Consider the following 21,385-nt stretch of genomic DNA (forward strand, 5'->3'; position numbering starts at 1 on the left):
CCCGGTCGACCTCCGGCTCGGCGATACCCACGGCCCCCGGCACCCCTACGGCAGCGGGGAGGTCGGCCCCTGCTCCACGAACCCGCAGCCACCTACCAGGAGCGGCTCATCGCGGGCCTGCACCGCCTGAAGGCGGCCCAGGGCTACCTGCTCCTGGACTACCGGTAGAGGGCGGGCCGCTCGACCAGCGCGACCTCGACCCGTCCGCCCTCCCGCTGGGACACCAGGCCCGCCCCGCAGACGACCGCGGCGGCATAGCCGTCCCAGGCATCCGCTCCGGTGGTCTCGCCCCGGCGGGTGGCGTCCACCCAGGCCTGCACCTCGCGGTCGTAGGCGTCCTCGAAACGCTCGATGTAGTCCGGAGGGACGCGGCCTCCCCAGCGGCCGTCGGCGCTCACCCGGGGCCCTGGTTCGTCCCCGATGCGCACGGTGCCCCGCTCGCAGACCGCCTCGGCCTGCACTTGGTAGCCGTAACCGCAGTGGCCGAAGATCTCGACGTCGACGAGCGCGCCCGCCGAGGTCTCGAAGAGAACGAGCTGAGGGTCGCTCATTCCGGCAGGGGCCAGCGACGACGCGGCGGGTTTGTGCACGGTGACCGCCGTGATCTCCTGGCCGAGCAGCCAGCGGGTGGCGTCCACCTCGTGCGCGACGGAGCTGGTGATGAGCATCGCGTCGGTGAACCCCGGTGGCATGTCCAGGTTGCGGTGCCGTTGGTGCAGCATCAGCGCCGCACCCAACTCGCCGCTGTCCAGAAGCCTTTTGAGCTTGGCGTACTCGGTGTCGAAGCGCCGCATGAAGCCCACCTGGATGCGGCGGCGCCCGTGACTCTGCTCCGCTTCCACGACCCGCAGGGCCGACTCCGCATCCGGGGTCATCGGCTTCTCGCACAGCACCGGCAGATCGCGGCCGAGGGCCTCGATCAGGACCGCCTCGTGGGCAGGTCCGGGAGAGGCGATGAGTACGGCATCCACGTCGTCGGCCGCCAGGGCGGCCGCCGGTTCGGTGTAGGCCGTGCACCCGTCGATCGCGTCGGCGAGGGCCTTCGCCCGGTCCGCCTCGATGTCGACGACGGCCGCCACCCGCGCTCCGCTGATGACGTCATGGAGCCGGCGCACATGGTCGGCGCCCATCTTCCCGGTGCCGACGACGGCCACACCGAGTCCTCGCTGAGATGGCATGACTGGGATGTCTCCCCTTCCGGTACGGGACGTTCCCGCACCTCGTCTCCAGCGAGAGAACCCTCATTCCGCTTCAGCGTCAACGTCGGCAGGGCCGTCATTCTCACTCGCTCACTCGGCTGAGGAGAGTGCGGGAGACCTCGCAGCGAGGGCGTGCCGGGTCGGTGTGCTCGGTGTGCTCGATGTCGGGCGGATCAGGCCGAGGGTGCCGACCGCCAGCGCCCACGCCAGGATGGGAAATGCGGCCACCCTCTCCATGCCGCCCATGCCGAGTCCGAGGTACTGGTGGGAGAGGAAGAGCCCCAGGGCCACGAGTGCGACAAGGCCCAGCACACTGGTCGCGCGGCGCAGCACACGAGGAACGGCGGCCGAGGAGCCAAGTCCCGCCAGGAAGAGGCCGATGTTGCCCAGCGCCATGATGAGCAGGGCGCCCAGGACGTGCTGGTTCTCGTTCACGTCGGCGGGGGCGAGGCCCGCCATGACGAACCCCACTCCGGCACCGGCCAGCAGCACCCGGGCCGTGACCGCGACGAATCCTCTGCGCCACAGAGAAGCGCCGGTCAGGATGACGCCCATGACGAGCAGAGCGCCCAGGACGATGAACGCCGCGTTCATCAGGTCGTGTTCGGGCGAGCAGACGTAACGCGGTTCGGGCTCCGCCTGCCGGGCGCAGTGGGCGTTGCCCAGGTCGCTGATGTTGAAGCGTGCCCAGCTGTACGGTTTCGCCCACGCCGACTGCGCGATCCCATGGATGACAAAGAACTGCACAACACCCACGATCCACGCCACGCACCCGATGCGTGCCATCAACTTCTCGCGCTTGGTCCGCTCAATTTCCATGCGTACAGCGGATCATGAAGCGCCGGCCTGGGGCACTCCGACGATCCCCCGGGGCGGGGTGGGGGCAACCCCCGCGTTGAACCCGAGGCCCGCACGGCGGCGAATGCCTGGTTCGGGGCTACGCGTGTCCGGTGAACATGTTGACCAGGCTGTGGGGTGCCTCGTCGCCGAAGAGCAGTTCGTGGAGGTCGGCTCCGTCGGTGGCGGCCGCGGCGCTGCGGGGAAACAGGTCCTGTTCGTATGCGGTGAGCGCGGTCTCGATGGCGTCGGGGTGCTCGGCCAGGGCCTTGCCGAGTTCCGCGCCGTCGTACATGGCCAGGTTGGCGCCCTCGCCGTTGGGGGCCGCGAGGTGGGCGGCGTCGCCGAGCAGGGTCACTCCCGGCACCCGGTCCCACCGGTGGTCGACGGGAAGGGCGTTGAGGGTGCGCAGGACCGGAGGGGTCTCGCCGTCGGTGATCAGCGCGGTGAGTTCCGGGGCCCAGCCCGCGAACTCCTGGGCGATCCGCGCGGCGGCCGCAGCGGGGTCGGTGAAGTCGATGGCGGCGAACCAGTCCTGCGGCTTGGTGAGCGCCACGTAGGTGTGCAGGGTTCCGCCGTTCTCCCGGTGAGCCTGGATGCCCTTCCCCGGTGCGAGCGTGAACAGTGATCCGCCGCCGACCGCCTTCGCGGTGGCCGGGTGCCGGGTGTCGGCGTCGAAGAGGTAGGTCTCGACGAACGATCTGCCGATGTACTCGGGTGTGGCGGTGGAGAGCAGCGGCCTGACCCGTGACCACGCGCCGTCCGCGCCCACCAGCAGGCTCGTGGTCGCGGTGCTGCCGTCGGCGAAGGTCACCTCGTGGCGGCCCTCGCCGAGGGCGCGGACGCCGCTGACCTTGTGGCCCCACCGGACGGTGCCGGCCGGGAGTGAGTCGAGCAGCATCCGGCGCAGTTCGCCGCGCAGTACCTCGGGGCGTCCGCGCGTGCTGTCGTCGTCGTACAGAACGGTCCCGTCCGCGGCAAGGATCCGTGTTGCCTCGCGGCCCTCCAGGACGAGGCCGCGGAACGCGTCCATCAGGTCCGCCGCCTGGAGCGCCGGCTGGCCGTTGTCCTCGTGGATGTCGAGCATCCCGCCCTGCGAACGCGCCGTCGGCGAGGCCTCCGCCTCGTAGACCGTCGCCGGTATGCCGTGGACGTGCAGGACGCGGGCGAGGGTCAGCCCTCCGAGCCCTGCGCCGATGATCGTGACGTGCGTGGTCATGGTGACTCCTTGAATGTCGTACGCCTGGCGGGTGGGCGCCCGGCAGGTCGGGGCAGGCCAGGCGCGGTTCCCTCTGGAACGTTGTTCCATTCCAGACTGGAACGGCGTTCCAGGCGTGTGCCAGGATGGGCGCATGGCAACCAGGACACGTCGTCCAGAGCGACGGGACGAACCGCTCTCCCGGGAGCGCATCGTCGAGGCCGCGATCGAGCTGCTCGACACGGCGGGCGAGCGCGGGCTCACTTTCCGCGCGCTGGCCGAGCGCCTCGCCACCGGGCCCGGCGCCATCTACTGGCACGTCACCGGCAAGGACGAACTCCTGCATGCCGCCGCCGACGCCGTCGTCACCGGCACCATGAGCGCCCACAACGCGGCGACGACGCCGCAGGACGCGATCCGCGCCCTCGCGCTCGGCGTCTTCGACGCGATCGACGACCACCCGTGGATCGGCACCCAACTCGCCCGCGCGCCGGGGCAGTCACCGATGCTGCGGGTCTTCGAACACCTCGGGCGTCAGGTCCGAGCGCTCGGAGTCCCCCACCCCGCCCAGTTCACCGCCGCCTCCGCGCTCCTGAACTACATCCTCGGCGTGGGCGGACAGAACGCGGCCAACGCCCGCGGAGTCCAACCGGGCACGAACCGGGCCGAGTTCCTCGACACCGCCGCGACCGCGTGGGCGGATCTCGATCCCGACGAGTACGCGTTCACCCGTGACGTCGCCGACCAGCTACGCGATCACGACGACCGCGCGGAGTTCCTCGCCGGCGTCGACCTCATCCTCGCCGGAATCGCCGCCCGCTGACGCAGCGGAGTACGGGCGGCAGTACGGGCGGCGGCCCTGTCGCGCGCCTAGCGCGCACGTTCGCCGGTGGGCAGCAGGGCCAGCGTGGCGACGACTGCCCGGTGGTCGGTGCCCGGTACGGTCCGTTCGCCGACCGAGAGGCCCGCCAGACCCGATCCGTGCACGACGTGGTCGAGATGGACCAGAGGCGGCAACAGGCTCTTGTTCGCGGGCCAGGTGCGGGCCCAGCCCTCGCCGAGTTCGGCGTGCGTGTCCGTGAGCCCACCGGAGGTGAGCAGGTCCCGCATCGGTGCGTGATCGACCGTGGCGTTGAAATCGCCCAGGAACACGGTGTCGGGACCACTGTCGCGGGCGACGGCGGTCAGGGCGGTCATGTCCCGGGTCCAGCGCTGAGCGTCGCCGAGCGGGTAGTACGTGTGCACGGCCACCAGCCGTACGGTGCGCCCGCCGACCGTCACCTCCGCGGTGGTCTGGGGCCAGGCGGTGTCCGCCTCCAGCGGCCCTCCGCGTGTCAGCGGAAGGCGTGAGTAGAGCGAGGAGTCGTGCTGGGGCTGGAGTTCCTGGTGGGGCAGAACCTTGTCCAGACCGGCTTCCGCGAGCGCGGCGATCCCGGCCGAGGTCAGCTCCTGCACGGCCAGGACGTCTATGCGTTCGGACTCGACCAGCCGCACCAGCGCACGCGCGTCCTCGCCGCCGACGTGGCTGTTGAGGGTGGCCACACGCAACTGGGGTGCCTGCGCCGGGATGTGCGGCTGGTCGTGCGCCACGAACCGCGGGACCAGCAGCACCACGTACGCGGCCGCGAGCAGTGCCGCGCCGATGACCGGCCAGCGAGAGCGCAGAGCGGGGACGGCGATGACGGTGACCAGAGCGAGCACGCTGATGACAGCGGCGTAGGGGAACAGGACCACCGGCACGGCGAGCGGGGTTCCCGCATCGAGGCCGGTCAGCCGCACCATCAGCAGGACCGACAGCATGGCGAGGAGCACGCCACAGCTGATGGGCCCCCACCTGCGTCCGCGGCGGCCGGCCTCCCGGTTTCCGCCGGTGGCCGCGCGGCGCGTGCGTACAGCAGTGTCCATCGCCCCTCCCCTCTCCTCGCGCCAGAGTACGGGCGGCGATCACCGCGGCTCTTGCCAGGGGACGGCGTCAGTGGCTGGACGGTGCCAGATGTGCGCGCTCTCCCTGCGCTCCGAACAGGGCGAGCAGCTCCGCCGGTTGGCTGTCGGCGCTGCCGATCCAGTGCGGGATGCGGGTGTCGAACTCCGCGGCCTCGCCGACGCCCATCTGGAACTCCCGCTCGCCGAGGACGAACCTGACGCGTCCGTCGAGGACGTAGAACCACTCGTATCCCTCGTGGGTCTGCAGGTTCAAGGTGGGCGATCGGCCCGCGGGCGGATAGATCACCTTGTAGGCCTGGATGCCGCCGGCCCGCGGGGTCAGGGGCACCAGCACCAGGCCGGATCGCCGCACCGGCCGCAGGTGGACGCGCGGGTCGCCGGTGGGTGGCGCCGCGACGAGATCATCGAGCGGTACGCCGTGCGCCCGGGCCAGAGGCAGCAACTGCTCTAGCGTGGGACGCAGCTTGCCGTTCTCGAGGCGGGACAGGGTGCTCGCGGTCAGGCCGGTTTCGCTTGCCAGCGCCGCCAGTGTGGCGCCGCGCGCCTGACGCAGGGCTCGCAGGCGTGGCCCGACTCCGGCCAGCACGTCTTCCGCGGGGTTGTCCGTGCCGTTGTTCATGCCGTTGTTCATGGCCCCGATAATGCGGATCCGCAACATTTCTTGCAAGGGCGGAATGGTGGTGTCGATGCTGTCGGCACACCACCGGCGGCGCGGGCGCGTATCGGATCGCGCTCGGCACGCCGGCCGACGAAGGGGCATCTCCCATGGATTCCACCCGGCGCCAGCGACCCACCACCCCTGATGCCGCCGCCGATGCCGCGGGCGACCAGAGCGCGGCGGGCGATGACGCCGCACGGTTCTGGGAGCGGCACTACCGCACCCGGCCCACCGGGGGCGCACGCGTCAACCCACTGCTCGCCGAGACCGCCGCGCCGCTGCACCCCGGCACCGCCCTGGATCTGGGCTGCGGCGCCGGCGGTGACGCTCTCTGGCTGGCCCGGCGTGGCTGGCACGTCACCGCCGTGGACATCTCCACCACCGCCGTCGAACGAGTACGGGAACACGCCCGCGGTCTCGGCATCGCGGACCGGGTCACCGCCGAACAGCACGATCTGGCCGACAGCTTCCCGGCCGGACAGTTCGATCTCGTATCCGCCCAGTACTTCCACACGCCGTTCGCGCTGTCCCGCAGCCGGGTGCTGCGCACCGCCGCACGGGCGCTGCGGCCAGGCGGTCTCCTGCTGGTCGTCGACCACGGCTCCGCCGCGCCCTGGTCGTGGAACCAGGACCCCGACATCCACTACCCCACGCCCGTCGAGATCGCCGCCGAGCTTGATCTCGACCCCGCGCGCTGGTCCGTCCTGCGCGCCGACATGCCCCGCCGCCCGGCCACCGGACCCGCCGGTGAGAGCGCCACCGTCATCGACAACGTCCTGCTCGTCCAGTGCGCCGCCGGATGACCGCCCCACGACCGTCCGAACCCCACGCCGAACCACACGACTTCGCGTCGGAACGGAGTGACTCGATGCCAGACAACCGTGCGCGGCAATCCCCAACTCGGGCGAAGGCGAAGCCGAAGTCGACGGCCAAGGCGACGGCCAAGTCGACGGCCAAGGCGAGGGACACCGGCCCCCCGTCGGCCGGCGCCGACGAGAAGGCCACCCTGCGGGGCTTTCTCGACTATCTGCGGACCTCGGTCGCGGACAAGGTGGCGGGTACGCCGGAGCCGCAGGTCCGTACGGGCGGAGTGCCCTCGGGCACCAGCCTTCTCGGGCTGGCCAAGCATCTGGCGTGCGTCGAACGGTTCTACTTCCTGGGTGAGGACGCCGGCGACTGGGTCGCGACCCTGCGGCCGTCCGCACAGGACACCGTCGACGGCGTCCTCGCCGACTACCGGGAGGCCGTCGAGCGGGCGAACCAGGTCATCGACGCCTGCCCGGATCTGACGCTGCCCGCCCCGCGAGCCCCGCGCCGAGGGCCGGCGCCCTCGATGCGGTGGGTTCTGGTGCACATGATCGAAGAGACCGGTCGGCACGCCGGTCACGCCGACATCCTGCGCGAGCAGATCGACGGATCCACCGGCCGCTGACCCGCCGATCTGACGGGACTGGAGGACCTGGGCATCCGGGTGTCCCATCGGCGCCGCCCTGTGGCCGAGCACCACAAGTTCTTGTTTCGACAGGCTTCTATGTTGACAGGCTTCGATTCAAGTTCCAAGCTTGTATCGAGAAACGTCAATGCAGCCGGAGGAGCCCTGCCATGAGTGAGCAGAACACCGACCTGCGCGAGACCGTCCGCGAGCGCTACGCCGCGGCCGCCGTCCAGGTCACCGCGGGCGGCACCGCGTGTTGCGGCCCGCAGGCGATCGAGGTCGACGACAACTTCGGTTCCACTCTCTACGGCGCCGACGAGCGCGGTGCCCTGCCCGCCGAGGCGGTCGCCGCCTCGCTCGGCTGCGGCAACCCCACCGCCGTCGCCGACCTCCACGAAGGCGAGCGCGTCCTCGACCTCGGCTCCGGAGGCGGCATCGACGTCCTGCTCTCCGCCCGCCGCGTAGGCCTCACCGGCAAGGCCTACGGCCTGGACATGACCGAGGAGATGCTGGCCCTGGCCCTGGCCAACCAGAAGAAGGCCGGCGCCACCAACGTCGAGTTCCTCAAGGGCACCATCGAGGCCATCCCCCTGCCCGCGAACACCATCGACGTCGTGATCTCCAACTGCGTGATCAACCTGTCCACCGACAAGCCCGCCGTCTTCGCCGAGATGATGCGAGTCCTCGCCCCCGGCGGCCGCATCGGCATCTCCGACGTCGTCGCCGACGACACCCTCGCCCCCGAACAGCGGGCCGAACGCGGCGACTACGTCGGCTGCATCGCCGGCGCGCTCTCCTTCGCCGAGTACCGCCAGGGCCTCGAAGCCGCCGGATTCACCGGCATCGAGATCACCCCGACCCACGCGGTCGCCGACGGCATGCACTCCGCCGTCGTCCGCGCCGCCAAGCCCATCCCCGGCGAAGCCTCCGCCCCCGAGAGCCTCGCCGCCGAATCGTGCTGCGGTGTCACCGCCTGCTGCACTCCTGCGGACTAATCCGCCGATCCGCCCGGCACGTCACCGGAGCCAGGCAGACGACCGGAGGCGAACCTGGTGCGGCGTGTGGGGCTCCGCCACGGACGGCGTGTGGGGCTCCGTCAGGGACGGCGGCCCGCAAGGACGCAGAACTCGTTCCCCTCCGGGTCGGCGAGCGTCACCCAGCTCTCGTCGCCGGTCTGGCCGACATCGGCGGGGCGAGCACCCAGGTCGAGCAGACGGCGGACTTCTTCGTCCTGCTCCCTGTCGGTGGGGTTCACGTCGATGTGGAGCCGGTTCTTGATGGTCTTGCCCTCGGGCACCTGCGCGAAGGTCAGCGTCGGCGGCACAGGGCCCAGGCGTTTGTTGCCTTCGGGCACCAGAGGGGAGCCGATGGTGACCACGCCCTCCTCTTCGTCCTGCACCTCGTAGTCCAGGACCGAGCACCAGAATCGGGCAAGAACGCTGGGGTCGGCACAGTCGATCGCGAGCTCGGTGAACTTGCTGGCCACGTCGGGACCTTCCGTCACGCCACGGGTCTGATGGGGTCGCCGACAAGTGTAGGTGCGGCAGAGGAAGTTGACTCCGGCCCGCGGCCGCCCCTACCTGGGGGACCACCAAGGTGCTTGTCGCCTCCGCACCCCGCGTGGAACTCTGAGCCGCCGTGATCGACATCCTCACACGGCACCCGGAAGGAGTCTGAACCATGCTGGACGGCTGCACCCCGCGCCTGCCCGAGACCATCGGCCGCTACTACGACCGCGGTTACTACCAGGGCGCCGCCCTTCCCCAGCTCCTGGCCGAGCACGCCCGCACGTTCACCACCCGCACCGCCCTCGTCCACGGTGAACATCGCCTCACCTACCGGGCGCTCAACCGTCGCGTCGATCGCGTGGCCGCCGGGCTCACGCTCCGGGGCGTCCGCGCCGGCGACCGGGTCATCGTCCAGCTGCCGAATGTGCCCGAGTTCGTCATCACGGTCTACGCCCTCATGCGGGGCGGCGCCCTTCCGGTGATCGCCCCCACCTCGTACCGTGCCGACGAGGTCGGTCACCTCGCCCATGTGACGGAGGCCGCCGCCTACATAGGCCCCGGCGTCCACCGCGGCTTCGACCACGCCAAGATGGTCGAGGCGATCAGTGACGACCATCCGCGGCTGCGCCGCGTCTTCACCCTCGACGGGCCCGACGGCACCTCAGGAGGCTTCGCCACCGCCCTCAGCGGATGTCTGTTCTTTCCCTTCAGCTCCCTGGACGCCCCGATGGACCCGGAGCGCACGTACGACCCCAACGACGTCGCGTTCCTCGTGCCGTCGGACGGAATCACGTCGACGTCGGACGCGATCACGTCGCCGTCGGAGTGGGCCACGGCCGCGCCTCCTCTGGTCCCGCGCACCCACAACGACTACGCGTACCAGACCCGGGCGGCAGCCGAACTGATCGACCTGGGCCCCGAAGACGTCTACCTCGCCGCCCTGCCGGCCGGATCTGACGTCGCCTCCGGCTGCCCCGGCATCGTCGGCACCCTCGCCACCGGCGGCACGGTCGTGCTGCTCGACGACCCCGCCCCCGCCGACGCCTTCCGCGCGATCGCGGCCGAGAAGGTCACCGTCACCTCTCTGGACCCCGGTACCGCACAACAGTGGCTTGACGCCCAGGACGATGGCCCGTACGACCTCTCCAGCCTGCGCCTCATCCAGATCGCCGGCGCACGTCCGCACCCCGAACTCGCGGCCCGCATCCAACCCGCCTTCGGCTGCCGCCTCCAGCAGGTCTTCGGGAGGGCCGAGGGGCTGCTCTCCCTCACCCGCCCGACCGACACCGACGACGTCATCCAGCACACGCACGGTCGCCCCCTCTCGCCCGACGACGAGATCCGCATCACCGCCGCGGACGGCACCGACGTACCGGCGGGAACCCCGGGACAGCTCTGGACGCGCGGCCCCTGCACCCTGCGCGGCTACTACAAGGCGCCCGACCAGAACGCCCGCGCCTTCACCTCCGACGGTTTCCACAAGACCGGCGAGGTCGCCCGCCTCACCGAAGACGGCAACCTCGTGGTCGAAGGCCGTTGATCGCGGACTTCCTCCAGGTAGGGCGCCCAGAGGAAGTCGATCTCCTTGCCCGGTGGGGCGGTGAATGAACGCTTCCTCTGTCCCGGCCGTAGAACGGCCGGGGGTGGAACACGCTGTGGGACGCGCCCTTCCTCCGTGAGGGCGCGTCCCACAGCTGTCGTGGCCCTGCTGTCGCGGCGGGCGCTTAGGCGCGGTCGAGGACGCGTTCGATCTCGCCGGCGTCTTCGTCCTGGGCCAGCCACCGGTTGCAGGGGAAGGTCCATTCCTGGCTGGAGTCCTCGTTGCGGATGAAGATCCGGTCGAGGTACCAGCCCGGGAAGGGGACCTTGTTGTCGTGCCGGACCCGGACGCGCTGCACATCACCGAGTTCGGCCAAGTGGAGCGCGAACGTGTCAACCGCTCCCTGCTCGAAGTTGTTGCCGGCGTTGTCGAGGTTGACCGCCGTGGAACATGGACCGCGGTGCGAAGCAGTTCAGGCTATGAGCAGGCGCAGGCCGAGGTCGGCCGCGTCGAGGGCGGCGAGGTCGCGGTTGCGCTCGGCCCACCGTCCGGAGTCGAGGTCGTCGCCGAGGCTCCGCACCGCCCGCCGCTCGGCCTCCGCTCCGACCCTCGTCCACACGGACATCGCGCGGCGCACGTGCTCCTCCAAGTACGCCTGCGGTCGGCGCCAATACGCTTCGAAGAGGCCGTCGGTGCAGTCCCACGGGATGGGGACCGGCTCCGCGCGGGCGCCGATCGTGTCGGCCATCCCCGCAAGCGAGGGAAATGCCGCCAGGACGGCGGCGAACTCGGGCAGGTAGTCGCGGGTCAGCCAGAACCGGTCCTGCCATCCGGGTTCGTCGGTGTCGAAGGTGAACACCACCACGCGGCGGGCCACGCGCCGCATCTCGCGCAGCCCCGCCATCGGTTCCTCCCAGTGGTGAACGGTGGAGACGGCCATCGCGGCATCGAAGGACTGGTCCTCGAACGGCAGGCTCTCCGCGGCGGCGGCCACGCACGGCGCCGAGCCGGCAGGCCGCTGCGCCCGCATGACCGCCGACGGCTCCACCGCGGTCACGTCCCGGTCGGAGGGCTCGTAGGAGCCGGTTCCGGCCCCGACGTTCAGTACCGTCTGCGCGTCTCCGAGCGCGTTCCAGATCCGCGCGGCGATCCGCGGATCGGTGCACCGTGTCGCGGTGTAGGCACCGCCGATCTCGTCGTACAGCCGCGCACCGAACATCTCCAGTTGTTCCTCCGGCGTCACCTTCAGTCCCTTCGCCCGTGCCTCGAGTTCCCGGTCGATGGCCGCCATCATGGCGTCGGCGCGATCACGCCGCTCCAGCAGCAGGCCACGCAGCCGGCGCAGGTGCGCGACCGCGTCGGTGGACGGGTCGCCGACCAGTTCGGCAATCTCCCGCAGCCCGAAGCCCAGCCGCCGGTAGGCCAGCACCTCCCGCAGCCGCTCCACGTCTCCCGCCGCGTAGGCCCGGTAACCGGCCGCGGTCCGCGCAGACGGACGCACGAGCCCGATCTCGTCGTAGTGATGCAGCGTGCGAACGCTGACGCCGCCCAGTTCCGCCACGCGCCCCACGGTCCAGTGATCTTCCACGGCACCGAGTGTGCGGCCTGACGCCACGTGAGGGTCAAGCGCCCGACTCCCAGCAGCAAGGGCGGCTCCCTGTGCGCCGTCTCCCCATCGGACACGCCGTGCCGAGTTTCGGAGAGACTGTGGGCTGTTGCATGAAGCACCGTGCAGGGGCGTTGGCACGGCGGGAGTTGGCCCGGCCGTCCTGTAGCCCCGCCCGACCTGGAGGAACGGACTTGAGGATCGTGACCCGGACCGTGGGCTACGCCACCGGCGGCCACACCAAACTCCTCGACATCTATGCCTCCGGGCAGCAGGAGACTCGGTGCGTGCTGCTGTGGCACGGCATGGGGCCCGACGAGCGTGACGTGATGGCCCCGCTGGCCCGGGAGATCGCCGGGTTGGGGCCCACCGTCCTTGTCCCCGACTGGCGTTCGGACCAGCCCGACGGCGGCCGGGCGCATCTGACCGACGCCCTGCGGTTCGGCCGCGACTACGTACGTGAGGCGCGCGAGGCACCGGAGGACATGCACGGCCCTCGGCAGCTCGTCGTCGCGGGGTGGTCGGCAGGGGCGCGCGCCGCGCTCGGCGTCGCCCTGCAGCCCGAACTCTTCGACGGCTGGCGTCCCGCCGCGGTGATCGGCATCGCGGGCGGCTACCGGCTCCCGGCCCCCACCACCGGCACCGTGCCCCTCCAAGCAGTTGGCCCGGCAAAGACATCGGTGCCCATACGGCTCGTGCACGGGACCACCGACACCGTCGTGCCCGGCGAAGCCTCTCGCGAACTGCACGAAGCCCTCCGCGCACACGGCTGGAACTCCGAACTGACCGAGCCGGTCACCGACCACGCCGGGGTGCTGGGCTGCGTGTACGAACCCGCAGCGGGGCGGTGTCTGCCGGCGACCGCGCCTTCCGTACGCGACCTCGGGCGAGCGACGGCCCGCGTGATCGCGGGCGCGCTACCGCCGTTCACTTCGGCGTGAAGCGATTTCGCTGACGGCAATACCCCGCTCCCGGCCGGTCGCCGCGGGCCTAACGTGGCCGCATGCACTCACCGATCACGGGTACGGCCGCCGGCGTGCCGTTCACCGCGCTGCCGCCGGCCCACGACGACGCCACCCGGCTGATCGTCACCTGGCACATGCTGGACGCGCCACGGTCCGACGCCGCATTCGCTGCCGCGTTGCCGATGGACGACGTGCCTGCCTGGCGGGTGCACCTCGGCATGCCGATGTGCGGGGCGCGCATGGTCGACGGCAGCATGGACGCCGGCCTGGAGCTGATACGGAAGGACGTACTGATGTCCTTTCTGGAGCCGCTCGTCCGGCAGGCGGTCGCGGAGTTCCCGGACGCGCTGGCATCGATCCGTGGTCAACTGCCGGTCGATGACGGCCCGATCGGCGTGCTGGGCGGATCGCTGGGCGGGGCCGTCGCGCTGCGCATCCTCGCCGAGACCGAGATTCCGGTCTTCGCCGGGGCCGTCGTCAATGCCGCGATCCGCATGCGGTCCGTCGTCGGCCTGTTCCCGGGGGACTATCCGTATGACGCCACGTCAGAGAGGGCCGTCGACCGTCTGGACTTCGTGGCCATGGCGGGTGCCATCGCCCGTCGCGCGCCGCTCCTGGTCGTCAGCGGCGCGCTCGATCACCCGGGGCTGCGTGCCGACGCATCGGACCTCGTCGCCGCCCTCGGGGAGCGCTGCGAACTGCTGTCGATCCCCGGATTGGCGCATCCGCTCGCCGACGAGCCCGGCATCGAGCCCGCGCCACAACTACCGCTGGCCCGCACGGTGGACGACGGCCTCGTCCGATGGTTCCGGCGCCACCTCATCGACGCGCGCTAGCGGACCGCGCCGCCGGCAGCTCGCCTCCATGGATCGCCTCCATGGAGTCCATCATCTGTCGTCGGCAGCGCCCCTGGGTTTGCGCAGCAGCCACTGTCCGACCGTCCGCCGTGGGGGCCGCACCACGACGCGGCCATGGCTCTTCTTGCCGGCCAGCTCCACGCGCAGCCTGATCGGAACACCAGGGTCCGGCACCTGACGGTTCTTGACCTTGCAGTGCTCCACGGCCAAGGCATCGGCATCGACCACCACGCCCGGCTTGGTGATGACCGTCAGGGTCTTGCCTTGCATGTCCACGTCGATCCGCAGCGTGTCCTGCGTGATCAGTGCCTGCGTGAAGTCGAGCGTCACGTCGCACCACGTCACTGCGAGCTCCAGCCTCCTCGGCACCACCCACTGGCCCACCCGTTCGACGGCGCTGAACCGCTGCTCGATCCGGAGTACGTCCTTGACCTCGGTCACGGACAGGCCCGCCCCCGCCATGGCCGACACGGGCGGCAGGTCCGCGGTGAGCGTCGTGAGTTCGTTGACGGTCCGCGCCGACAGGGCGGCCTCCAGGCGCTCGTCCAACTCGTCCGAGGTCAGCCGTCCGTCCCCGGCCGCGACACGCAGCACGTCCACCACCCGGTCCCGATCCGCATGCGAGGCCCGCAGCTCAGGCGACGAGCCGGGACCGGAACGCTTCCCGGAGGGCGAGATCTCTGGCGACATGCTTCCGTCCTGGTTCCGTCGAAGGTCTTCGCGTGATGCGGCCGGCGGCACGACGAGAGGACTGACGCTATATCGCGGTACGAGGCTCGGCTAGGCCCGGTTCAGCTGTGACCTGTCTACCGACGAACGGCTGTCGATGTTCTTGGGGAGGCACACGGCCCCGTACAGCACGCGGCGCATGCGCCTGATGGTCCGCATCAGGTGATTCTCCTTCGATCCGTCTGCCATCCCTGGGCGAGCTCCTCTCGCGTGCCCCGCGGTGGCGTTCTTATGCCGGGGCCGAGGGCCTTTTCGGACGGTTCCTGGCCCACAGCCCACGCGGCGGCGGGGAACGGGCCTTTGGCACCGGCAGGGACAGGGCCTTGGTCCCCGGGATGGGTGAGGAAGGTCCCGGTATGCCACCTCCTGTGTGCGGAACCACTGCCGGGACCGCCAGAACCGGGTGCCAGACCGGATGCCAGAACCAGATGGGGAGAGGGCGCAGTGCCAAGGGACATCGGCGTGAGCAACGAGCGTGCGCAGCAGCAGCGAGAGGGACCGGCTCCGCGGACAAGGGGTCAGGCTCGGGAGGCGGGGCGCGCGGGAACCGGCATCAGGCCCTTCCGCCGGGCCGGAGGGCTGCGGCTGGTCCCGCCCGCCGGGCGAAGGCCAGCCCCACCGGCGCCACTGGCCCCACTAACTCTACGGGCAAACGGCCTGCCGCCGGGCTCTTCCGGCGGGCCGCGCGGCGCACCGTGCTGGCTGAGCCTGGCCTCACGGGACGCCCTGGCCGCCACGGAGTTCTACGCCCGGGTTCTTGGCTGGTGCCATGTCAGGATGCTCGACTCGCCGGTCCGGCCACGGTTCCTGGCGCTGCGGGCCGGAGCGCCGGTGGGCACCCTCAGCCAGGCCACGTGCGACCTGGGCGTCGGCACGGGGTGGATTCCGTACTTCGCCGTCGATGACGTGGACGCCACGGTGGGCCGGCTGCGTGAGCGCGGCGCCACCGTGGCCGTCGGGCCGCTGGCCGGCCCCGCCGGGCGGCTCGCCGTGGCGGCGGGCCCTCAGGAAGCGGTGTTCGGCCTGCTCCAACAAACCCCCGACCAGCGCTGGACGGTGGGCGAAGGCCCCATCGCCCGGCTCGAGTTGCACACCCCGGACATCTTCGCCGCGGCCCTCTTCTACGGGGCCGTACTGGGCTGGGCGGGCGGCTCCGGCGCAAGCTGCGAGGTGGAGTACGCCCACGGGCGGATCGAGGTGCGCGACGGGCTGCGCACCGTCGCCGCGATCAAGGACGCCACGCCCCCGGGTTGGCACCCGTGCTTCCGCGTGGCCGACGTCGCCATGGCTGCCGTGGCGGCCGCCGGCTGGGGCGGACGTGTCATCTCACCACCGGAGGGGCCCCCTTGCCGGCGCGAGGCCGTGCTGGAAGACCGTGAAGGCAACCCCTTCACGGTCATCGCGAGCTGAGTTGTCGCGAACAGAAGTCGTCGCGAACAGAGTCATGCAGGACGAGAGTGTGGGGAGTCAGACGATGTTTGGGCAGGCAGTGGATGTGGGCGACGCCGCCGAGCCGACCGGGCAGGTGCGGGGCGAGGGCGTCGGACTGCCGCTGACGGAAGAAGCCGACGAGGCCGCGCCAAAGGACGCCCGGGAGTTGTCGAAGCTCTTCTTCGACCAGCTCCAGACACTTGAGGAGGGTTCCCCCGCCCACCTCTACACGCGCAACACCCTGATCGAGATGAACCTCTCCTTGGTGCACTACGTCGCCGGCCGCTACCGCAACCGCGGCAACGGCCAGCTGGAGGACATCGTCCAGGTCGGCACCGTGGGGCTGATCAAGGCAATCGACCGGTTCGACGTCGACCGCGGCTTCGAGTTCATCTCCTTCGCCGTCCCCTACATCCTCGGGGAGATCAAGCGGTACTTCCGTGACACCAGCTGGGCCGTCCACGTACCGCGCAGACTTCAGGAACTGCGTATCGAACTGGTCAAGTCCCAGGAGCGGTTGTCGTCCACGCTCGGCCGTGAACCGACGGTCAATGAGCTCGCGGCCGATCTCAGCGTGACCGAGGAGCAGGCCCTGGAGGCGATCATGGCCGCCAACGGCTACGCCGCCGGATCACTGGACAGCCCACGCGCCGGGGGCGATGACAGCGAGGCATCCGCCGACGGCCGCTCCCTCGCCGACGTCATGGGCGAGGCGGACCCCGCCATCGATGTGTTCGAGGACCTGCACGCCCTGGCCCCGCTCCTGGCCGACCTCGACGAACGCGAACGCCGCATCATCGAGATGCGCTTCGGCCAGGAAATGACCCAGGCCGAGATCGGCGCCGCACTGGGCATCTCACAGATGCACGTCTCACGCCTCCTGTCCGCGACCCTCGCCTCCCTCCGCCTGGGCCTGCTCACCCACGACTAGCAGCGACGGCCTGCCCGAGCGTGCGCCGGCACAGCGTGCAGAGGTGGACGAGGCGGTCACCGATGGACGCTCCCACCGGGCGCATCCGGCTCGCATACGGCTGCGGAACAGTGCTCAGGAGCCGAACTCCCGCAGAGGCGACATTTGTACAAGACCGATGGCCCGCGAGCCCTACATCATCCCTGCATGAGTGAGGACGGAGTTCAGCTCTCGCATGGCATGCATGTGGTTCACGACGGCTCGCAGCAGGCGCCGCCCCTGCTGCTCATTCACGGATCGGGGGCCTCGGGCGCCTCCTGGATCCCGATGATCCCTGCGCTCGCCGACCGTCATCGCGTCATCCGGATCGACCTACCCGGATGCGGCCAGTCCCCTGCCCCGGCGTCGTACGACGTGCCCGAGCAGGCCGGTCGGGTGGCGGCGCTGCTCGACGATCTCGGCCTTCGCCGGGTCGCCGTGGTCGGACACTCCAGCGGCGGCTACCTGGGCACCGCGCTCGCCGAACAGCGTCCCGACCTGGTCGGGTCACTCTCGCTGATCAGCACAGGACCGAGCCTCGACGCGTTGCTTCCGCAGCCGTTGCTCCTTCGGCTCCTGTTGGGCCCGCCGCTGGGCCGGCTCATCTGGTCGATGCGCTCGGATGCGTGGATCCGCAGTGGGATCAGGGCAGTCACCGCTCGGCCGGTGGACGTGCCGGACGACTTGGTCGCCGGGGTTCGGAGCATCACGTACGCCGCGTTCCAGGCGGTGCTCCGGCAGTACACCGCATACGTCGCCGAGCGGAGCGTGCCCGAGCGTCTCGCGGCCCTCGATGTGCCGGTGCTCGCGGTCTTCGGTGCTGCGGACCCTCGCTGGGAGCCGTCGTCGGTGCATCAGTACGACGCGGTGCCCGACGCGCGGGTCGAGGTGCTGCCGGGTGTGGGGCACATGCCCCTGCTCGAAGCGCCCGATACGACCAGCAAGCTGTTGCTGAGCTTCACGGCCACGGGCGCTGACACCCCGTCGCCCGAGGCCTAGGCTGGCCGAATGCCGTCGACCGACACGACACCACTCGACTGGGCGCTGTTCGACATCGCCGTCCCGCGCCCGTCGGATCGACTGCCCGGGGTCAGCATGGCCGGGTTCCGCTATCGGGTCCCCACGCCCACGGACATCTCCATGGTCGCGCACCCCTCCGTCACTCTGTTCTTCGATCTGAGCGAGGGAACAGGACTCGTCTACGACGCGCAGGGCCGGCCGGGGCGCGGCAGTGTCGTCGTCGGGCTCCTGCCCGGCCAGGTTCGGGCGGGCGTCCGCACGGGCGAGTGTCTCCAGATCCGCCTTGAGCCGGTCGTGGCGGCCGCGGTGCTCGGCGCGTCGGCCGAGCTCAGCGGGACGGTGGTGTCCCTGGAAGACGTCTGGGGCCGCGAGGCCGGGCGCGCCGAGGGCAGGCTGCGTGCCGCCGGGACGTGGGACGAACGGTTCGCGATCGCGGTGGACCTCCTCGGCCGACGGCTGAGCGCTCGCCCACCGGTTGCTCCGGAGGTCGCCCACAGCTGGCGGCGGACGCTCACCAGCCGGGGGCGCATGCGGGTCGAGGACTTGGCGGATGAGGTCGGCTGGAGTCGCAAGCGCCTGTCGGCCCGCTTCCGCTCCCAGCTGGGCATCACGCCCAAACGCGCCGCCCGCCTGGTGCGGTTCGACCACGCCGCGCACCTTCTCGCCGCGGGGCGCCCCGCGGCGAGCGTCGCCACCGAGAGCGGCTACGTCGACCAGTCCCACCTGCATCACGAGGTCAAGGAGTTCACCGGTCTCACGCCTGCGGCCGTGGCCGCGGCGCCGTGGCTCGAAGTCGACGACGTCGCGTGGCCCGGCTCCTCGCCCGGAGCACTGGTGGCCCCTGCGTCAGCTGCGTCAGCCTGAGCAGCCGCGGTTCTGTGCTTCCTCCCGCTCGTGCTTGGCGCAGCGTGCGCGCCTTGGGGCAGCGTGTCGCGCCCCGGGAGGCCTCCGCGAACTCGGTGGGCCCGGCGCGTGCGTGCCGGATCGCTGGAAGGCCGGCATGACCTCCTTGACGAGCAGCTCCAGGGACGCGCACTGGCCGCGCAGCCTCTCGACGACTTCGTCCCACGGCTCAATCGATACGGGTCATGGTCGACTTGTAGCCTCCGCCGCCCGGGTAGACCCACTCGCTGTCCATGGTGTCGCCGGCCGCGTTGAAAGTGCCGCGCATATAGGCGGGGGATCCCTTCGCGCCGCCCCAGATGGTCAGGGTGGTGCCGTCGATCTCGTAGACGTAGTCGAGCGTGTTCCCCTGGTTGTCGTAGAACCGGGACCACACGTCCTCACTGGGCCCCGCATCCCCCGCGAACGGGTTGAAGAGGTGCCCGATGACTTCCAAGCCGCGGATGTCCAGGCCGTCTTGGTGCAGGTCGACGTGCTGGAGAAGGAAGAACTTCCCGGCCGCCCACTCATAGGTCACCGTGCCTTCGACACCGCCGCTGACCCGCCAGGTGCCGACCAGGCAGTCCAGCGCCCGCACCTTCGCACTCGGCTCGGAGGGTGTGGGCGGCGGTGTGTGGTTCTCGGTCATCGTGGTCCCCTGGGTGTGGAAGTGATGTTGTCCGTGTAGACCGCCTGGAGCGCAGGAACTCATCGCTGCCGCTGAAGGAGAGGCGCCCGCCGGTTCGGAGCGCTGTCCACCCCTCAAGAGGCGGAGTGACACAGGCGCTTGCTCCTACAGCTGCTGTCCAGTCGGCCTCTCTCCCCGCCGCCAAGGAACGCGGCTGGATTGTCGTGTCAGGGCCGCTGTCCGGGCTGCGTAGAGGTGATGCCAGGCAGCTCTGACACGATGACGCAATGTTCGATTTCGGTATCGCGGGCTACCAGCCGCAGTGGCTGAGCCGCAGCGATGACGTCGTGCGGGAGCACGCGGATCGGGTGCGGGGTCTTGTCGGCCGGACTCTGACGAGGGTCTGGGCGGTCTGGGACCGTCAGGACGACGCATGGTTCTGTGACTGCCCGGTCCTGCTCGACTTCGAGGGCGAGCAGGTCGAGATCAACCATCACAAGTTCGACGATCTCTCCCTCACGTGGAACACGATCGACCCCGGTGTCCCGCCCCGGTGGCCCGACTTCGACCTGCAGTGGCGTGCCGAGCCTCTTCCACAACTGCACGCTCTGCGGGGTCTCCCCCTCACCAGGGTCGATCTGCTCGATTGGGGAGGCCGAGGTCAGGCTTGGGTGAACGCCGACATCAGCTTCGTCTTCGCGACGGGGCGAGTGACCGTCTTCAATGCGATGGATGAGAACGGGCTCAGCTTCACCCCGCCTGATCCGCGTCAGCGGTGCCGTCCGCTGCACTGAATCCGCTGCGCTGAAGGGTCCCTGCCCTGTAGGCCAGGCGGGCCGGGCGAGCGGTGGGGCGGCAGGAGAGCGTGAGGGTCGGGGCGATCAGTAGAAGCGGCGGACGAAGACGTCCGACTTGCCGTTGGTGTCGCCGGGCACGATGTCGTCGGCCGTGGAATGGAAGACCACGTCGCGCCCCCCGGCGCTGACCGCGTCGGTCCCGGCCGAGGCGGGCTGGTTCGAGACGATCTCGTCGGTGCCCGTCTCCAGGTCGCGCAGCGTGAGCGACGGTCCGCTCGTGTCGTGCGGGGCGTACAGCAGATAGCGTCCGGTGGGATCGATGGCCACGCCCCGCACGTTCGGCACCAACTGGTCGGTGCCCGCGGCCTCGTCGTGGACGTAGGTGTCGGAGCCCGAGAGGTACACGACCTTGCTGCCGTCCTTGCTGAACTGGACGAGTGTGGCCGCCTTGGACGGGCCCTCGATCGGGCCGGAGGAGGTGCCGTCGGTCCGGTCCCACACGAAGATGTCCTCCGCCTGGCCGTCCTGGTAGGCGACGAAGCGGCCGTCGCCGCTGATGGACGGACGGGCCGAGGCGGTGTGTTCGTACTCGGCGATGGTCTCCGTGGTGTTGGCGCGCCAGTCCCGTACCTCGATGCGCTGCCGGGACGGCGGTCGATTGGAGGTGGCGACCTGGGCGATGTAGCGGGCGTCCGCGCTCAGCGACGGCTGGCTGCAGCTGAGGCCCGGGCAGTAGATGCCGATCGTGCCTTCCGACTTCACCTGGGACAGGAATGTCTTCGTGTCTCGTTGTATCAGCCCCCAATGGGCGATGTATTGCCCGTCACCGCTGATCACCGGGCGCTGGATCGGAGGGGCGCTGGTGCTCATCCGCATGGTCTGGCTCGTCCGCTGATCGCGGACGAACACTTTTTCATACGTCATCGGGTAGCCGTCTGTGAGGTTCTTCGCCCACGACGAGAAGGCGATACGCCGGCCGTCGGTCGTGATCGTGGCGCCGACGGAGTCGCCGTCGCCCTGGGTGCCGTCGGGCGCGACACTGATCCGCTCGACCCCGGCACCGCTGTCGCTCACGGCCCCCGCCGCAGGCATCGGCTCGGCCGAAGCGACTCCAGGCAGCGCCGTCGTGACCGCGCAGACCACAACCGTGGCGCTTAAGGCGGCCCGCACACGTCTGATGGCGCTCCGGTTCGTGCTTCCCC

22 protein-coding genes and 1 pseudogene are annotated in these 21,385 nt (G+C 70.6%); 12 read left to right on the plus strand and 11 right to left on the minus strand.

Going from position 1 to position 21,385, the window contains the following annotated elements; all coding sequences use genetic code 11:
* Positions 1 to 158: 158 nt before the first annotated feature.
* The 3 genes from ACIGXX_RS23280 to ACIGXX_RS23290 form a co-directional block, all read right to left on the minus strand.
* Positions 159 to 1,178 carry a Gfo/Idh/MocA family protein gene (locus ACIGXX_RS23280; RefSeq protein WP_383826893.1) on the minus strand — a complete coding sequence of 340 codons (1,020 nt, stop codon included), beginning with the start codon at positions 1,176 to 1,178 and terminating at the stop codon, positions 159 to 161.
* A 111-nt stretch (positions 1,179 to 1,289) separates the two neighbouring features.
* The gene (locus ACIGXX_RS23285) at positions 1,290 to 2,018 is read right to left on the minus strand and encodes a DUF998 domain-containing protein (RefSeq protein WP_399978313.1); all 729 of its coding nucleotides are present in this window, start codon (positions 2,016 to 2,018) and stop codon (positions 1,290 to 1,292) included.
* Between the two features lie 118 nt (positions 2,019 to 2,136).
* Positions 2,137 to 3,255: an FAD-dependent oxidoreductase gene (locus ACIGXX_RS23290; RefSeq protein ID WP_399978316.1), complete on the minus strand. Its 1,119-nt coding sequence runs from the start codon at positions 3,253 to 3,255 to the stop codon at positions 2,137 to 2,139.
* A gap of 133 nt (positions 3,256 to 3,388) precedes the next feature.
* Between ACIGXX_RS23290 and ACIGXX_RS23295 the strand changes: the two genes are divergently transcribed.
* Positions 3,389 to 4,057, plus strand: coding sequence for a TetR/AcrR family transcriptional regulator (locus ACIGXX_RS23295; protein WP_399978319.1), 669 nt, complete (start codon positions 3,389 to 3,391; stop codon positions 4,055 to 4,057).
* Positions 4,058 to 4,104: 47 nt separating this feature from the next.
* Here the strand turns inward: ACIGXX_RS23295 and ACIGXX_RS23300 are convergent, their stop codons facing one another.
* Both ACIGXX_RS23300 and ACIGXX_RS23305 read right to left on the minus strand, forming a co-directional pair.
* A complete protein-coding gene (locus ACIGXX_RS23300; protein ID WP_366463251.1) occupies positions 4,105 to 5,139 on the minus strand; it encodes an endonuclease/exonuclease/phosphatase family protein in 1,035 nt (344 codons plus the stop codon).
* 67 nt (positions 5,140 to 5,206) lie between these two features.
* Positions 5,207 to 5,809 (minus strand): XRE family transcriptional regulator, encoded by a 603-nt coding sequence (locus ACIGXX_RS23305; RefSeq protein WP_361471103.1) that lies wholly within the window; start codon positions 5,807 to 5,809, stop codon positions 5,207 to 5,209.
* Positions 5,810 to 5,943: 134 nt separating this feature from the next.
* Between ACIGXX_RS23305 and ACIGXX_RS23310 the strand changes: the two genes are divergently transcribed.
* From ACIGXX_RS23310 to arsM, 3 genes are all read left to right on the plus strand, one after another.
* On the plus strand, positions 5,944 to 6,639 hold the full coding sequence (locus ACIGXX_RS23310) for an SAM-dependent methyltransferase (protein ID WP_399978323.1): 696 nt from the start codon (positions 5,944 to 5,946) through the stop codon (positions 6,637 to 6,639).
* Positions 6,640 to 6,704: 65 nt separating this feature from the next.
* Positions 6,705 to 7,268 carry a DinB family protein gene (locus ACIGXX_RS23315; protein ID WP_399978326.1) on the plus strand — a complete coding sequence of 188 codons (564 nt, stop codon included), beginning with the start codon at positions 6,705 to 6,707 and terminating at the stop codon, positions 7,266 to 7,268.
* A gap of 170 nt (positions 7,269 to 7,438) precedes the next feature.
* A complete protein-coding gene (arsM, locus tag ACIGXX_RS23320; protein ID WP_361471109.1) occupies positions 7,439 to 8,266 on the plus strand; it encodes an arsenite methyltransferase in 828 nt (275 codons plus the stop codon).
* Positions 8,267 to 8,367: 101 nt separating this feature from the next.
* Here the strand turns inward: arsM and ACIGXX_RS23325 are convergent, their stop codons facing one another.
* A complete protein-coding gene (locus ACIGXX_RS23325) occupies positions 8,368 to 8,757 on the minus strand; it encodes a VOC family protein (RefSeq protein ID WP_351168278.1) in 390 nt (129 codons plus the stop codon).
* A gap of 194 nt (positions 8,758 to 8,951) precedes the next feature.
* On the opposite strand from ACIGXX_RS23325, the gene ACIGXX_RS23330 reads away from it, so the two are divergent.
* Positions 8,952 to 10,319 (plus strand): AMP-binding protein, encoded by a 1,368-nt coding sequence (locus ACIGXX_RS23330; RefSeq protein ID WP_399978330.1) that lies wholly within the window; start codon positions 8,952 to 8,954, stop codon positions 10,317 to 10,319.
* Positions 10,320 to 10,503: 184 nt separating this feature from the next.
* Here ACIGXX_RS23330 and ACIGXX_RS23335 read toward each other — a convergent pair.
* Both ACIGXX_RS23335 and ACIGXX_RS23340 read right to left on the minus strand, forming a co-directional pair.
* Positions 10,504 to 10,740 (minus strand): annotated as a pseudogene (locus tag ACIGXX_RS23335) (PLAT/LH2 domain-containing protein); the annotation flags it as partial.
* A gap of 51 nt (positions 10,741 to 10,791) precedes the next feature.
* Complete coding sequence (locus ACIGXX_RS23340; protein WP_399978960.1) at positions 10,792 to 11,889, minus strand: MerR family DNA-binding transcriptional regulator; 1,098 nt, start codon at positions 11,887 to 11,889, stop codon at positions 10,792 to 10,794.
* A gap of 239 nt (positions 11,890 to 12,128) precedes the next feature.
* On the opposite strand from ACIGXX_RS23340, the gene ACIGXX_RS23345 reads away from it, so the two are divergent.
* Positions 12,129 to 12,866: an alpha/beta hydrolase gene (locus tag ACIGXX_RS23345; protein ID WP_399978963.1), complete on the plus strand. Its 738-nt coding sequence runs from the start codon at positions 12,129 to 12,131 to the stop codon at positions 12,864 to 12,866.
* A 62-nt stretch (positions 12,867 to 12,928) separates the two neighbouring features.
* Positions 12,929 to 13,726: an alpha/beta hydrolase family protein gene (locus tag ACIGXX_RS23350; RefSeq protein ID WP_399978333.1), complete on the plus strand. Its 798-nt coding sequence runs from the start codon at positions 12,929 to 12,931 to the stop codon at positions 13,724 to 13,726.
* Positions 13,727 to 13,777: 51 nt separating this feature from the next.
* Here the strand turns inward: ACIGXX_RS23350 and ACIGXX_RS23355 are convergent, their stop codons facing one another.
* Entirely contained in the window at positions 13,778 to 14,437 is a 660-nt protein-coding gene (locus ACIGXX_RS23355) for a DUF1707 domain-containing protein (RefSeq protein WP_399978336.1), read from the minus strand.
* A 747-nt stretch (positions 14,438 to 15,184) separates the two neighbouring features.
* Between ACIGXX_RS23355 and ACIGXX_RS23360 the strand changes: the two genes are divergently transcribed.
* The 4 genes from ACIGXX_RS23360 to ACIGXX_RS23375 all read left to right on the plus strand — a co-directional run bounded on the left by ACIGXX_RS23360 (position 15,185) and on the right by ACIGXX_RS23375 (position 18,740).
* Positions 15,185 to 15,886: a VOC family protein gene (locus ACIGXX_RS23360; protein ID WP_399978966.1), complete on the plus strand. Its 702-nt coding sequence runs from the start codon at positions 15,185 to 15,187 to the stop codon at positions 15,884 to 15,886.
* Between the two features lie 64 nt (positions 15,887 to 15,950).
* Positions 15,951 to 16,838, plus strand: coding sequence for a SigB/SigF/SigG family RNA polymerase sigma factor (locus ACIGXX_RS23365; protein WP_351168035.1), 888 nt, complete (start codon positions 15,951 to 15,953; stop codon positions 16,836 to 16,838).
* A gap of 186 nt (positions 16,839 to 17,024) precedes the next feature.
* Positions 17,025 to 17,855: an alpha/beta hydrolase gene (locus ACIGXX_RS23370; protein ID WP_351168037.1), complete on the plus strand. Its 831-nt coding sequence runs from the start codon at positions 17,025 to 17,027 to the stop codon at positions 17,853 to 17,855.
* A 9-nt stretch (positions 17,856 to 17,864) separates the two neighbouring features.
* Positions 17,865 to 18,740, plus strand: coding sequence for a helix-turn-helix domain-containing protein (locus tag ACIGXX_RS23375; RefSeq protein WP_366463242.1), 876 nt, complete (start codon positions 17,865 to 17,867; stop codon positions 18,738 to 18,740).
* 208 nt (positions 18,741 to 18,948) lie between these two features.
* Here ACIGXX_RS23375 and ACIGXX_RS23380 read toward each other — a convergent pair whose 3' ends face one another.
* Positions 18,949 to 19,407 (minus strand): hypothetical protein, encoded by a 459-nt coding sequence (locus ACIGXX_RS23380; RefSeq protein WP_351168041.1) that lies wholly within the window; start codon positions 19,405 to 19,407, stop codon positions 18,949 to 18,951.
* Between the two features lie 266 nt (positions 19,408 to 19,673).
* Between ACIGXX_RS23380 and ACIGXX_RS23385 the strand changes: the two genes are divergently transcribed.
* Entirely contained in the window at positions 19,674 to 20,180 is a 507-nt protein-coding gene (locus tag ACIGXX_RS23385) for a hypothetical protein (RefSeq protein WP_361471126.1), read from the plus strand.
* Between the two features lie 87 nt (positions 20,181 to 20,267).
* On the opposite strand, the gene ACIGXX_RS23390 is transcribed toward ACIGXX_RS23385, so the two are convergent.
* Positions 20,268 to 21,257 (minus strand): hypothetical protein, encoded by a 990-nt coding sequence (locus tag ACIGXX_RS23390; RefSeq protein WP_361471128.1) that lies wholly within the window; start codon positions 21,255 to 21,257, stop codon positions 20,268 to 20,270.
* Positions 21,258 to 21,385 lie beyond the last annotated feature (128 nt).

The sequence above is a fragment of the Streptomyces sp. NPDC055243 genome (assembly GCF_044544025.1).
Lineage (GTDB): Bacteria > Actinomycetota > Actinomycetes > Streptomycetales > Streptomycetaceae > Streptomyces.